Below are 14,493 nucleotides of genomic sequence, written 5' to 3'. Positions count from 1 at the left end.
ATGCAAAGTGCAGTAGCGATACAATTCGATAGTCTAGTTCATTATTTGAGTAACCTTCTGGCAAAAAACTTAGAAGAAGGCAACCAAGTAGCAGTTTGGAGACAACCCAAATCTCAGTTTATCCACGTATTAATTGATAATACGGGTGAAACAAAACGGGTTTCCCCACTTTTAGAAGAATTGACTTCGGGATTTATCGTGCATCCATTTGAAGATCAAAAAGATGGAAAAGCCTATTTTCTTGAAGCCAATACGTATTTCAAAATTGATTTAAATCTTCCATTTGAAGATCACAAAAATGACCTCAATGACATTGAAGAAATCAGATCAGTAGAAGACAGTGCCAGAAGAATTAATAAATCTCTCATAACGGAAGGTATTGAAGGATTGAGAGAAACTCACTTCGAATGTACTAGACAAGATTTTATTGAATTAGTAGAAAAGGGAATCGAAGAAATCAAAGCAGGTGGACTCAATAAAATCGTACCTGCCAAACTCAAGAAAATTGAGCTAAACCAACAGTTTGATTTAGTAAAATCCATCAAGCGTCTGATTGAATCATACCCAAATGCTTTTGTGAATTTTTTCCATATCCCTAAAGTTGGTTCGTGGCTAGGTGCTTCACCGGAAGTATTGATTCAAACCAAAGGGGATCAATTTTCTACCATGTCTTTGGCAGGGACACAAAAGGTTTCAGGTGAGAATCCTCTGAAAAATACTGCTTGGACTCAAAAAGAAATTGAAGAGCAGGCTTTAGTGAGTAGATACATCGTTGATTGCTTCAAGAAAATTAGATTGAGAGAATATGATGAAATTGGTCCAAAAACTGTTTTGGCAGGAAATCTACTTCACCTAAGATCTGATTTCAAAGTAAATATGAAAAACACCAATTTCCCTCAGCTCGGAACTGTAATGTTAGAATTGCTTCATCCAACTTCCGCCGTTTGTGGAATGCCAAGAAAAGAAGCTTTTGACTTTTTGAGACAACATGAAAAATTTGACAGATCTTTGTTTGCAGGATATATTGGTCCAGTAAATATAGAAGATGAGACAGCTATTTATGTCAATTTAAGAACTGCCAGACTGATGGAAGGATTCGCCATTTTGTACGCCGGTGCAGGGGTAACAGAAGATTCCATTCCTGAAAAAGAATGGGAAGAAACAGAAATGAAGTGTGATATCATTGGCCAACATTTAAATCTTACAGCATCGATTTGATCCTTGAACCAATAATTAATCTCGTTGAACTTTGTGCTCAAAAAGGAGTAAATCACGCTATCCTTTCTCCAGGTTCAAGGTGTGCTCCGATCACTTTGGCCTTTGTCAGACATTCTGAAATTCATTCCAGAACAATCTCCGACGAAAGATCAGCAGCCTTCATTGCATTAGGAATGGCGCAGCAGTATGAATCGCCTGTCGCATTGGTGTGCACTTCTGGATCTGCTGCTTACAATTATGCGCCAGCAGTCGCAGAAGCTTTTTTCCAACAAATCCCTCTGCTCGTCATCACCGCTGACAGACCCCCCGAGTGGATTGATCAATGGGATGGACAGACAATTCGACAAACAGATATCTACGGAAAGCATGTAAAAGGCTCTTTCACATTTCCTGATGAATATACTCATCCAGATAAAATATGGCACGCAAACAGAATTACCAATGACGCGATCAATTTGGCTATGCAATATCCTCCTGGTCCAGTGCACATCAATATCCCGCTGAGAGAGCCCTTCTATCCAGAAAAAAATGAGAGTTTTGCATTCAATTCTAAAGTCAAAAATATTGAAATCCTCCAAGGAAGCGCTTCGCTTTCTGATGATTCCAAGCAAAAAATAGCGTCAAAACTCAAAATTTTTAATAGAATCCTGATTGTTCCTGGTCAACAAAGACCAAACGAAAAATTAGAAAAAGTTTTAAATATCATTACCAAAGCTGGGAATGCGGTAGTCATTACAGATACCATATCCAACTTACAATCGGAAGAAACGGTAAATTTCCATGATCATTTTTTAGGAAAAGAGCAAATCGAAGAAAAGCTTCAACCTGATTTGATACTTTCCTTTGGTAAATCAATTATTTCTAAAAACCTTAAACTATTCCTCAGAAAATCAAAAGCTGAACATTGGCATATTCAAGAAGCAGGTCAAAGCCCAGATACTTATCAAAGTCTCACCCAAACAATTCACTGTACAGCAATTGAGTTTTTGAATTTTGCGGAGAGTCACTTTCAATCGAATTTAGAATTTGTGTCTAATTGGAAAAGCATAGATCAATCGATCAAAAACTCGCTTCCTAATCTTTTATCCAATGCTGAATTTGGAGAATACAGCGCTATTTCCAGAGTTTTGAAGGCTATACCTGATCAATCAAAACTTCATTTGGCTAATAGCATGACCGTACGCTACGTGAATTTTCTAGGCGCTAGAAGACAAGAAGTGATTTGTAATAGAGGAACAAGTGGAATTGATGGAAGCAACAGTACTGCTGTTGGTTGTGCCATGACCACCAAGGAATCGGTCACCTTGATCACCGGTGATTTAGCTTTCTTTTATGATAGAAATGCATTTTGGCACAATTACGATACTCCAAATTTGAGAATTATCTTATTGAACAATCATGCAGGTGGCATCTTTAGACTTATCGACGGACCTGCAAAGCAGCCTGAATTAGAAGAGTTTTTTGAAACCACTCAAGCTCTAAATGCGAGTAACCTATGCAAAGAGTTTGATTTTGACTACAACCTAGTCCATGATGAAGAAGGGTTAGATTTAGCCTTGGAAGATTTTTATAAAAGCTCTTTAAGACCAAAACTTATTGAAATCAAATCGAATAGCAGCAAAAACGCTGAAATCCTAAAACACATCAAAGCTGAGATTAGTAAAAAACTCGAGAACTTCTAAAATTAAATTCTTATTTGGATCAAACTTCTTTTAGCCTAAATGCGAGAAACAAGGCTAAAACAAGCAAGGCAACAAATAAAAATAGCATCGTGGGAATTCCGAAAATAGAAGAAAGTGACCCAAGCCCTGCGGCAATCAAGGTAAAAACTCCGATCATGGTATTCGAAAGAGAAACGTAAAGTGGTCTCTCTTTTTCTGGAGCAAAATCTACCAAGTAAGTTTTCCTACTTAACCTTGCCCCGCCATGTGCCATGACTTGAATCAGGAATAGAGCTGCAAAAGTGTAGATATTTTTGAAATCGTCTGGCCAAATTGGGAAAAGTGCCATCAGTGAAATATTCACAATTCCCAAAACAGACACCCAAACCATCAACTTTCGACTAGACTGATCAGCAAACCTTCCCCAAAATGGACTACTGACAATACTTGCAATTCCGGCAGCAATGACCATTATTCCGAGATTACTAACTTCATTCCCCAATTCCTCTTTTCCCAAAATCACAAAGAAAGGCTGCGCAAGTGGGATAGCCATTAGCAAGCCTCTGGTAAAAACAAAACGTCTAAGGTTAGCATCATCTTTCCAAAACACCCATGCCTTCTTAAGCTCGTTGATCGGGGACCTTCCGCCTGCTGTGCTTCCAGGTTCCTCTTTTATGCTTGCGAAAAGCAATGCTGAGAACACCCATAAAATGGCTCCTGACATGACAAGCCAAAACAAAAGAGAATTGTCTCCTTCATTTTGTAAATCTTGTAAAACAAAAACTCCCGTAATTAAGGTCAACACACCTCCAATCGTCGATCTGGCAGCCAAAAGCTGGCCTCTTTTTCCTTTTGGAATGGTTTTTCCAATGACATCTTTGAAACTGATACTCGCTACACCACTGGCAATACTAAAAAGCAATAATAAGCTCAATATCAATATCCCAGCTGTTGTCTCCTCAGTTTTTAAGACTACAAAGGCCATCACTCCCAATGCCAAGGCTTGAATCAAGGCAGGAACAACCCAAAACCATTTCCTTGTTGCATACTTTCTGATTCTAGCAGAGACGAAAAGCTGAGGCAATAGAGAACCAGCATCTTTGATGGGCACTAATGCTCCAGAAAATAGATTGGGAACTCCTAGAGCGGAAAAAATCCATGGTAAAGTCGTGCCTGGACTTACAAGCTGCTCAGCTAATTTAGATAATGCCCCACTGAAAACATTTTTGAAATAATTCCCAGGTGTTTCCTGACAAGCAGAATCAGGGATCGCTTCGCATGCACGCTCCTCCCCTTCATCTGTGATCAAATCATAGGTTTTATCAACTAAATTACTTTTGGACATGATCAAAAATAAGAAAACCTTTCCTCAATCCTAAAATGGTTGATGGAAAGGTTTTTTTTAAGGGACTATTTTCTTTATGAAAGTGCTAGGATTCCAATTTCAGCACTTAAAAACCGCTCCTTTTTATTATAAATTGAAAACAATAGATAGATGCATAAAATATCAAAGGCTGTCAATAAAAGTAGTCCATACATACTGAGTATTACAGTACAAAATAAAAGTGTTGTAAGTAATCCAACCACACCAGCCACAAGAAATATTGAGCCCATCTTCTTTTGGATTATAATCAATCCAATAGACAAGGGTATGAGTGAAACACCCAAACTAAATAATTTTATAACTCCGAATAATTTGTAATCAATTGAAGATTGGTTGGAATAGAAAATATCTGCACCAATAATCCCCAAATTAATTATGATAAATAAGATTGATCCAAATTGAATAAGTTTTGATCCGAGCTCTTTTCCAAGTCTTACAAACCCAAATACATAAAAGAATAAGGACATAAAAACAAAAATCTTAAGAACCACATAATAATCAGGTAGTTCTAAACTTGACCCCATAAATAGACTTCCGTCGAAATAAAATTCTATCATTGAAATAAAAAAGTAAATAATCCCTGCTATCCCAGCTAAAAGGAATATTCTTTTAGAAGAAGTAGAGAAATTCATTTCTTCTTGTTTTGGGATATAGTCCATGGCTTCAAAATGACTTACATCTAAGACTTCCATGATAGCCTTAATTGTATAAGATCTAGGAGTAACTTCTCCAGCTTCTATTCTTTGAATGGTCCGTACGTTGATGTTACAGCGCTCCACAAGCTCTTCTTGCGTCAATCCTTTAGCCTTCCTCCATTCTTGGATTTTGAGGCCGAGTTCTGGTTGTTTCATTGTGTTGATTGTTTGTTTGACCATGGCAAATTGGAATGATTTCTTCAAATATAACCTGAAAATAGTGAGGATTTTACCCGACATTTACCCGACTTTCAATGCTAAGCACGTTTTTATTCAAAAATCGGCATTTCCATTTTGAAAAGACGCAATTGTTTCACTTTCGGAAATCAAATCCTATTTTAGCAGAAAGAATTCTACTATGTCATATTTAAGCCAAATTACCTCTCCTACACTTTTGATCAATGAAGCCATTTGCAGAAATAACTTGCAAACGATGGCTAACAAAGCTAAAAAGCATGGACTGAAATTGATTCCACACTTCAAAACAGGACAATCCAAAGCAATAGGGAAATGGGCGAAGGAATATGGCATAACAGAAATCACTGTTTCCTCTATCAAAATGGCCAAGTACTTTTGCCAAAATGGGTGGGAAAATATCCATATCGCTTTTCCATTCAATCCTTTGGAAATCGAATTACTCCAAGAACTTACTAAACAAAATAAAATCTCCATTCAGCTAGTCAATGAAGCGGTCGCAGAAAGTTTGAATATGTCTTTAGATTTTCCTGTTGAGTTTTTTATTGAGATTGATGCAGGCTATGGTCGTACGGGTGTTGAAGCTACAGATTTTGGCATGATTGAAGGAATCCTTCGAAAAGCCAAAGAAAGTGAAAAGCTAATTTTCAAAGGATTTTATATTCACGCTGGTCATTCGTACTATGAAAAGGATATTTCCAAGATTTATGAAGAGACAAGACTTGCATTGAATATGCTCAAAACTAAGTACAGCAGCGAGTATCCTTATTTGGTAACCCGAATTGGTGATACACCCGGTTGCTCTACCATGGAAGATTTTGGGGATATTGATGAAATGGGACCTGGAAACTTTGTTTTCTATGATCTTACTCAGGCCCAAATCGGAAGTTGTCAAAAAAGTGATATTGCAGTCGCTCTTGCAGCACCGGTGGTCGATATCAAAAAAGATAAGAAAACTATCCTCGTCCACGCTGGAGGTGTTCATTTAGCCAAAGATGTCTTGATGGAATCTGATGGAAGTAAGAACTTTGGTGAAATTGTATTTCTCAATGAAAATGGCTGGACTATGCCTGAGTCTAGGTCTTTTGTCAAAAGTATCTCTCAAGAACATGGAATTATCCAAGCTTCGGATGAATTGCTTGAAAAAATAAAGGTAGGAGACCTTTTGGGCATCCTACCTGTACACAGCTGCATGACAGCCGATTGTATGAAATCCTATCTTAGCCTAGATGGTCAATGGCTAGACCATGCTGAGGGATCGAGTCAAGTTTAATTAAATACAGGGTTGATGTTACCTGTTTTTTGTTTGTTTTTCTTATAATAGAAATCTAGATTGTGATAAATACTAAATCTCAAAATATCTCTACTATTAAAATCTACTCCATTTTGCCTTTGCTGATACGTTTTCATAAAGCCGGCCTGAAGTTGGATATTTTCATTTAGTATATAACCTAGACCTCCGAATGTCCTATTATCCTCGAGATAATTGTACCTAATAGATTTTCCAGCTTGGATGAAAATCTCGTTATAAAACACACCATAAAAAGTCCCCTGTTGAAAATCTCTGGTGTTAATTGGAATGTAAGTCATTAACTTATAACGAAATCTGTGAGTCAACAAAAACGGAGACTCTTCAATGAAATCTCTTCTCCATCGCTGTTCGGTTCTTATCTGATGGTAAACCTTAACTCTACCTAGTGGCTGAATGAATAGATATTGTTGCCAAAATCGAAATTGAGGAACAATTTTATCAATTTGATCGGTGGGTTCATAAAGATCTTCTTCGGCCCAATAAAAAGGAGTTACAATACCACCCGTAATCTCAAAATTCTTATTTACCAAATAAGAAAGTCCTAATCTGATGTATAATTGTGCCATTTCATTGACATAATTACTTCTAGTTCTTACGTGATATTCACCATTATACCAAAGCTTCTCCCCAATTCTATATTTGGTATATGTTCCTAGCCAAAAAAAAGAAGATTTAGGAAATTCTTTTTCTACGTCAAAGTCAGAGGCAGATTGTTGTGCTAAAACCTGATTTGTCTGAAAAGTCCCTAAGAATAATCCAAATAAGAACAGAACCGCTATTTTTCTGATAAATTTCATAATTGCTCCCCCATTAATCATAACTCCAATAGCCTTTTTATCTGTTCTACATCAGTCAATCCTGAAAGTCTTCTTTCAAGTCTACTTGTATTTTCTGTTCTAAGCTCTATAAGCCTGAATAATAAATTATTTATCTGTATGAAATAATTCTGTATTTTGCTGTAGTCTTTTTCTTGCTCTATTTTTCTTAAATAATAATCAAAAACGAATTCTCCAGCTTCTATCATTCTTCTTTTTCTCAATACCTTAAAGTTGGTCTCAAAAGAAAATGGATCAAGGGTCACATCTGTGTAAAACTCCTTAAGTTCATTATATGCAGTGTAAGTCTGAGGCAATGAATCCAGAACAAACTCTGAGACATCTAAAAGACGCAAAATGTTATTTCCTATCTCAATTCTTGTATTGAAACTTTCTGTCTCAGCATAAGTGCTATTTAGTACATTGAAATTATCATTCAATATATTAGATTTTAATTTCGCTAAACCAGCTTCAACTTGAGAGGATTCTGAAACAAAGGACTTATACTTCTCTTCAATCTTAGTTTTCTTATTAAGAATTTCACTTTCTAAGCTTTCAAGCTCCTCTGTTTGTTCATACCTCGAAAGCTGACTAGAGGCATAACCACCATATTCGCTTACAAAAGATTGCATTTCTGTAATGTAATCTTGAAAAAGTTTGAGCACATTTTTATTTATATCAATTAAGGAAGAATAGATAATTTCCTTTGACAAACTCTTATCTCCAAATTCATAAGTAATGACATCTACAGCTGACAAAAACGAGAAGCCATCTCGAGAAAAATTCGTTAAATCAATAAAGTTAATGTCATCAGATGTGAATACCTGAATGACTTCCTTAATCTGTGAGACCTTAAATTGATTGTATTGAAAAAAACTGTATATGAAGGCTAAAGAATCGCTTTTACTTCTATTCAACTCTAAAGAATTTCTATTTGCAAATGTGTTGACATCATTTTCTAATTTGTTAAAATCCTTCTCTAAATTAATAATTAATTCTAGCTGGTCTTCAGATATTTCGTATTCAAATCTTTTGGTATGGATCGGAAAAGCAATTAATTCATAACTTTTGCTAACGTACCCAGTATCATATTTTAATACCTTCTTCAAATATTTTTTTAATAAATCATTCCCATAAGTTTGTCCAGCAAACTCACTTGATAAGTCTCTAAATCCATCATTAAAAGTTAAGTTAAAAAGCTTGTCAGAAATTTTAAATTCCAAATCATCATTTCCTTCAAGTTGTTGAAGTTTATTTATAGTATTATAATAAATTACTTCTTGTATTGATTCGTCAGTATCAGTATTGATTTTATTTATTCCTATTAAAAAACCAGCTTCATAACGACGCGTTTCTTTGATCTTATTATCTCCTTCTAAATAGTAAAAATCCCAATTTCCAGTCATCAAACCTTCTTCATCAGTCTGTCCCTTGATGTAATAAATTTCATTGTTTTGAAATTCTTTAAAATGAAGTTCTCCATTTATATTTCCATTCTTGAATTTTAAATCTTCAGATTCAAAAACTAATCTCAATTCATTGTTAAAAAAATCTTGCTCCTCGATTTTCCAAATCCCATCTGGTTTTCCTTCTTTATAAATGGAATTCAACTTCACACTGGAGCTTTTAAGCTCAATTTTTGGCTCAAAATTGACAACATCTTCGAAATGAATGGTATGAATTTGATCTAGGTAGGTCCATTCATTAATTTTTACATTTTTATCATACTCACCTTTGATTTCTAATTTGTATAATTTTCTTTTATCAACAGAATCAGTAACATTTCTGGAAAAAGAGAATTCCCCATTCAAAATCGCTCGGTTATTTTCTCCTAAATCATATAAAAAATCTCCTCTGCCCTCTAAGCCATTGAACTTATATTCACCTCTATATCTTTCTTGTCCAAAGACCGTACTCAGAGTAGCAGAAAATATTAGAATCAAAATTATCCTATTCATAAATTTATTTTTACTCTCAAAATAAAAAATTACCGAAATAACCTAAGAAGTTATTTCGGTAATATCCATTTAATCTTTTTAAACTCAAATACTAGACCAATTTAAAGAACTATTTGTATCCCAAGGTCTTCATCATGCTTTCACTCGTCTGCTCCGGAGCAAAAAGCCAATGCTTGACACTTCCATCAGTGTCTCTGTCGATGATTACATGCTTTGGAGCTGGTATAAGACAATGTTGGATCCCACCGTAGCCACCTAAGGATTCTTGATAAGCACCCGTATGGAAGAATCCAATATATTGTTTTTTGCCTTCTTTTGGATTAGGAAGGTAGATGTTGAATTGGTGTGCTTCCGAATTGTAGTAATCCATACTGTCACAAGTCAAGCCACCTAAGTTAATATTGTGATATTCTTCCTGCCAATTATTCACGGCGAGCATGATATATTTTTGATTGAGTCCCCAGCTATCTGGAAGTTGGGTGATAAAACTTCCATCAATCATATACCAAAGTTCCTTGTCATTTTGAAGTTTTTCGTCCAAAATAGAATAAAGAACCGCCCCACTCTCTCCTACAGTATAACTCCCGAACTCTGTAAAGATATTTGGTTCAACGGTGTTGTTCTTAGCGCACATCCATTTGATATTTTTGATAATCTGCTCAGCCATGTACTGATAGTCATAATCAAAAAACACGTTCGTCTTGATTGGCCATCCACCACCAATGTCCATGGTGTCGAGGCTTGGTGCAATTTTCTTCAAATCCACATATTTCTGAATAAAACGAGTCAATTCAGACCAATAATAAGCAGTATCTCTAATTCCAGAATTGATAAAAAAGTGAAGCATTTTCAAAGACACGTTCGGATTGTCCTTGATTTTTTCTTCATATAGACTTAAAATATCATTGTATCTCACTCCGAGTCTTGAAGTGTAAAAACCAAATTTAGGCTCTTCATCAGCGGCAATTCTAATTCCAACTTGAAAAGGTACTTTGACATGCTCTAGGTAGTAATCGATCTCGGTTAAGTTATCTAAAACAGGCACACAATTCACAAAACCGTCATTCAATAACTCCGTGATGTATTGTTTGTAAAGGTCTCTTTTGAAACCATTGCAGACGATATAGGTCTGCTTGGTGATTTTACCTTCTTTGTAAAGACTTCTTACCAAAGGAATATCAAAAGTAGAAGAAGTCTCTATATGAATATCATTCTTTAATGCTTCATCTAATACAAAGCTGAAATGAGATGACTTGGTACAATAGCAATAAGTATATTTCCCCTTGTAATCATGTTTTTCTATCGCATTACCAAAATAAGTTTTGGCATTTTGAATGTTTTCAGAAATCTTAGGTAAATAGCTTAGCTTCAAAGGTGTACCATAAGTATTGATGATATCCATCAAATTGACACCATTAAAATGTAACTCGTTATTATCTACCTTAAATTCTTTAGTAGGAAAATCAAAAGTTTGTTGAATTAAATCAATGTATTTATTCATGATCAGGAGTAAGATTTTGTCATTTAATGGATTACAAAATTTGCTTATATTCTTGGAAAATCATAATGAATAAGGGGAAAATCCGCGAAGACTTTCCCCTGTAATTTTCCTACACCTAAAGAACGAACGAACTACGCAAAGAGTTTTTGCCACAACAAACTCTCTTCTGCTTTGATTTTTCTCTGATTTTCCAAAATGGTATTTAAAATACTTTTAAACCTGATTTCTTCACATACATGCTCAATAATCTTGATAAGATAAGCTTCAACTGCATTCGAATTACTTTCATAATATTTAAGAGTAAACTGATCCTTCTCAACTGTATATTCTAAAATTACCCCAAGCGGCTTGCCCAAACTTACAAGACCTCTAAAAAGACCTTTAAGGGAATAAAAAGAAGGGTTAATATTAAAATAGATAGCATGAAATGTCTTATTCGCTTCTGGAAAATTAGGAAAATCGTAATTAACAGACTCTACAACCTCAAACATTTCACAAGTTTCTAAAATTTGTAAAATACTGTAACCGCTAGATTTTAAATCAGCCTTCTTACTGATATTTTGAAAAGTAAATGACTTAGCATTTTCATTTTCCGATGTGATACTCCTTGGCGCAACAAACATGATATTAAGTTTAATCTTTCACTAAAACATTGATGCTTCAAAAGTAAAAGAAGAATTTTTAATTTCCTAATAACCCTATAATATTTGTAGGGTTTATGAAATATCAAATACATTTCATTTCAGAAATCTAATTTTAAAAACATACCAACCACATTTATATACTTCATACACAACTTCGATTATCGGATTCAAAAATGGTTTTTCGGGCATTTTTGACTACTTTTGCCGAGCTTATATCAAAGGCAAAATAGCAAACCCGAATATATCAAAATCATTTATGAGAAATATCAAATTAGTAGAAGTTCGTTCTGAAATCGCAGCAGGAACAAGAGGAGCTAGCTTGGGCATCGATGCACTTAAAATTGCGAGCTTGGATAAGAAGTCTAATTTTTTCACAAAATTTGATCCTATCAATGTTCCAGATGCTAATAATTTTTTATGGAGAGGAAACAAACATCCACATGCCAAGTACATTGATGGTGTCTATCAAGTCCTAAAAAATGTATCAAGCACTATAGAATCGCTTCGCTTGGAGAAGAAATTTCCTATCGTCTTAGCAGGAGATCATTCAACTGCTGCGGGCACGATCATGGGAATCAAGGCTGCACATCCCGAAAAGAGACTCGGCGTAATCTGGATAGATGCTCATGCCGATTTACACACACCTTATACTACGCCTTCGGGCAATATGCATGGCATGCCCCTAGCGATGTGCTTAAAAGAAGACAATCTTGAAAGCAGTATCAATGAACCTATGGAGGAGACCATTCAGTATTGGGAAAAAATCAAAAAGATTGGTGGTGATTTTCCAAAAATCAACCCAAAGGACATCGTTTTTATTACTGTAAGAGATACCGAAGAACCTGAAAATAATTTGATAGCAAAGCATCAAATAAAAAATTTCACAACAGAAGAAGTGAGAGAAAAGGGTGTAATCACAATTGCGAAAGAGTCTTTAGAAGTGCTCAAGGATTGCGAACAAATCTATATTTCATTTGATGTAGACAGCTTAGACAGTTCTATATCTGTTGGTACTGGAACTCCTGTGGCCAATGGACTCACAGTAGAAGAAGCCATCCAACTCAATACAGAATTGATTAAAGACAAGAGAGTATGTTGCTGGGAAATTGTAGAAGTCAACCCAACACTAGATACAGAAAACTTGATGGCAGAAAATGCTTTTGAAGTCTTAGAGTCCACCACAAGATCCCTTGTAGATAACTTCTAATTATATAATTGAACCGCAAAGGAACGCTGTGGTATGAAAAGAAAAATAATCCTCTGCGTTACCTTGCGTACCTCAGCGGCTAAAAAAACTTCGTGGCAAAAAAGATAAAAAATGAACTTAGAACAACAGATTATTTTAGCAATTCAGCAAGGATTTAAGGAGCTTTTCGATCATGAATTGGTGATCAGTGATCTTGGCCTGCAACCTACGAGAAAGGAATTTGAAGGGAGCTTCACGTTTGTCATGTTTCCTTATCTGAAAGTCACTAAAATGGCACCTGAGGCTGCAGGAAATAAACTAGGCGAATACTTAGTCGCCAACTCTGAGATCATCACAGCTTATAATGTTGTTAAGGGATTTTTAAACTTATCGGTAAGTGAAAAGTCTTGGCTAAATATCTTTCACCAACTTTATTCCAACCCAAACCATGGTCAGCTACCACAGAATGGGCAAAAGGTGATGGTCGAATATTCTTCTCCAAATACCAACAAACCCCTTCATTTGGGTCATTTGAGAAATAACTTTCTAGGATACTCTATCTCTGAAATCTTGAAAGCAAATGGCTACGAAGTAATCAAAGCTAACTTAGTCAATGACCGTGGAATCCATATTTGCAAATCAATGGTCGCATATCAGCATTTTGGAAATGGTGAAACACCTTCCTCATCAGGATTGAAAGGTGACCACCTTGCTGGAAAATACTATGTGATTTTTGACAAAGAATATAAGAAGCAGATCAGTGAATTGGTAGCCACGGGACAAACCGAGGAGGAAGCCAAAAAAAATGCACCTTTGATGTTAGAAGCGCAAGAGATGCTTCGCAAGTGGGAAGCAAACGACGAAGCAGTCGTTTCTCTTTGGAAGACTATGAACACTTGGGTTTATCAAGGTTTTGATGCTACCTACAAAAAAATGGGAGTTGATTTCGACAAATTCTACTATGAATCAGACACCTATTTGTTAGGAAAAGACATTGTAGATGAAGGACTTTCCAAGGAGGTTTTCTTCAAAAAAGACAATGGATCAACATGGGTTGACTTAAGCGAAGAAGGTTTGGACGAGAAGTTGGTTCTTCGAGGTGATGGAACTTCCGTGTATATCACCCAGGACATGGGCACTTGCGACCTGAAATTCAATGATTCAGGATTCAACAAATCGATTTATGTGGTGGGCAACGAACAAGATTACCACTTTGATGTCTTATTCAAAATCATGCGTAAACTTGGTCGACCATATGGAGATGGACTCTATCACCTCTCTTATGGCATGGTCGATCTTCCTACAGGAAAGATGAAATCTAGAGAAGGCACTGTAGTAGATGCTGATGACCTGATGCAAGAAATGATCGATACTGCAGAAACACACACCAAGGAACTTGGGAAAATCGAAGGTTTCTCAACCGAGGAAGCTGCCGAGCTTTATGAAACATTGGGTATGGGCGCTTTGAAATACTTTTTACTAAAAGTAGACCCTAAAAAAAGAATGCTCTTCAATCCTCAAGAATCCATAGAATTTCAAGGAAATACAGGGCCTTTTATTCAGTATTCCCACGCAAGAATCTCTTCTATTCTTAGAAAAGCAAAACAAATTGGAGTCGTTTATAATGATACCGTCTTTGAAGGACTTGAAAATTTGGAAGATGCTGAAAGAGATTTGATTGTAATCCTTCATGATTTTGAGAAAAAGATCAAACAAGCTGGGGAAGAATTCTCTCCTGCCCTATTGGCACAATACTTATTTGACTTGGCAAAAGAATACAATAGATTCTATGCAGAACTATCCATCTTCAATGAATCTAATGCAAATATTCAGGCTTTCCGTGTTGCACTTTCTGCTTTGACAGCTAAAACAATTCAAACAGGGATGAAGTTATTAGGAATAAATGTCCCAGACAGAATGTAAT

11 protein-coding genes are annotated in these 14,493 nt (G+C 35.8%); 5 read left to right on the top strand and 6 right to left on the bottom strand.

Annotation, left to right across the window (positions count from 1 at the left end):
• Both IEV57_RS06970 and menD read left to right on the top strand, forming a co-directional pair.
• Positions 1 to 1,218: a chorismate-binding protein gene (locus IEV57_RS06970; protein WP_188441045.1), complete on the top strand. Its 1,218-nt coding sequence runs from the start codon at positions 1 to 3 to the stop codon at positions 1,216 to 1,218.
• The gene (gene menD / locus IEV57_RS06965) at positions 1,215 to 2,900 is read left to right on the top strand and encodes a 2-succinyl-5-enolpyruvyl-6-hydroxy-3-cyclohexene-1-carboxylic-acid synthase (RefSeq protein ID WP_188441043.1); all 1,686 of its coding nucleotides are present in this window, start codon (positions 1,215 to 1,217) and stop codon (positions 2,898 to 2,900) included. Before IEV57_RS06970 ends, menD begins: the two co-directional genes overlap by 4 nt.
• A gap of 19 nt (positions 2,901 to 2,919) precedes the next feature.
• Here the strand turns inward: menD and IEV57_RS06960 are convergent, their stop codons facing one another.
• Positions 2,920 to 4,224: an MFS transporter gene (locus IEV57_RS06960; protein ID WP_188441041.1), complete on the bottom strand. Its 1,305-nt coding sequence runs from the start codon at positions 4,222 to 4,224 to the stop codon at positions 2,920 to 2,922.
• A 74-nt stretch (positions 4,225 to 4,298) separates the two neighbouring features.
• Complete coding sequence (locus IEV57_RS06955; RefSeq protein ID WP_188441039.1) at positions 4,299 to 5,114, bottom strand: helix-turn-helix domain-containing protein; 816 nt, start codon at positions 5,112 to 5,114, stop codon at positions 4,299 to 4,301.
• Positions 5,115 to 5,316: 202 nt separating this feature from the next.
• Here IEV57_RS06955 and IEV57_RS06950 point away from each other — a divergent pair, with 202 nt between their 5' ends.
• Positions 5,317 to 6,426: an alanine racemase gene (locus tag IEV57_RS06950; protein ID WP_188441037.1), complete on the top strand. Its 1,110-nt coding sequence runs from the start codon at positions 5,317 to 5,319 to the stop codon at positions 6,424 to 6,426.
• Here IEV57_RS06950 and IEV57_RS06945 read toward each other — a convergent pair.
• The 4 genes from IEV57_RS06945 to IEV57_RS06930 form a co-directional block, all read right to left on the bottom strand.
• Complete coding sequence (locus IEV57_RS06945; protein WP_188441035.1) at positions 6,423 to 7,262, bottom strand: DUF2490 domain-containing protein; 840 nt, start codon at positions 7,260 to 7,262, stop codon at positions 6,423 to 6,425. The genes IEV57_RS06950 and IEV57_RS06945 overlap by 4 nt on opposite strands.
• A 17-nt stretch (positions 7,263 to 7,279) precedes the next feature.
• The gene (locus tag IEV57_RS06940) at positions 7,280 to 9,238 is read right to left on the bottom strand and encodes a hypothetical protein (RefSeq protein ID WP_188441033.1); all 1,959 of its coding nucleotides are present in this window, start codon (positions 9,236 to 9,238) and stop codon (positions 7,280 to 7,282) included.
• 109 nt (positions 9,239 to 9,347) lie between these two features.
• Entirely contained in the window at positions 9,348 to 10,739 is a 1,392-nt protein-coding gene (locus IEV57_RS06935) for an arginine decarboxylase (RefSeq protein ID WP_188441031.1), read from the bottom strand.
• A gap of 131 nt (positions 10,740 to 10,870) precedes the next feature.
• Complete coding sequence (locus IEV57_RS06930; RefSeq protein ID WP_188441029.1) at positions 10,871 to 11,362, bottom strand: hypothetical protein; 492 nt, start codon at positions 11,360 to 11,362, stop codon at positions 10,871 to 10,873.
• A 277-nt stretch (positions 11,363 to 11,639) separates the two neighbouring features.
• Between IEV57_RS06930 and rocF the strand changes: the two genes are divergently transcribed.
• Together rocF and argS are read left to right on the top strand one after the other, a co-directional pair.
• Positions 11,640 to 12,590: an arginase gene (rocF, locus tag IEV57_RS06925; RefSeq protein ID WP_188441027.1), complete on the top strand. Its 951-nt coding sequence runs from the start codon at positions 11,640 to 11,642 to the stop codon at positions 12,588 to 12,590.
• Positions 12,591 to 12,701: 111 nt separating this feature from the next.
• Complete coding sequence (gene argS, locus IEV57_RS06920; protein ID WP_188441025.1) at positions 12,702 to 14,492, top strand: arginine--tRNA ligase; 1,791 nt, start codon at positions 12,702 to 12,704, stop codon at positions 14,490 to 14,492.
• The last annotated feature ends 1 nt before the right edge of the window (position 14,493 follow it).

It is taken from the genome of Belliella aquatica, from assembly GCF_014637795.1.
GTDB classification, from domain to species: domain Bacteria; phylum Bacteroidota; class Bacteroidia; order Cytophagales; family Cyclobacteriaceae; genus Belliella; species Belliella aquatica.
Note: the sequence above shows the minus strand (reverse complement) of the source record. Positions and strands in the feature narration are given on the sequence as shown.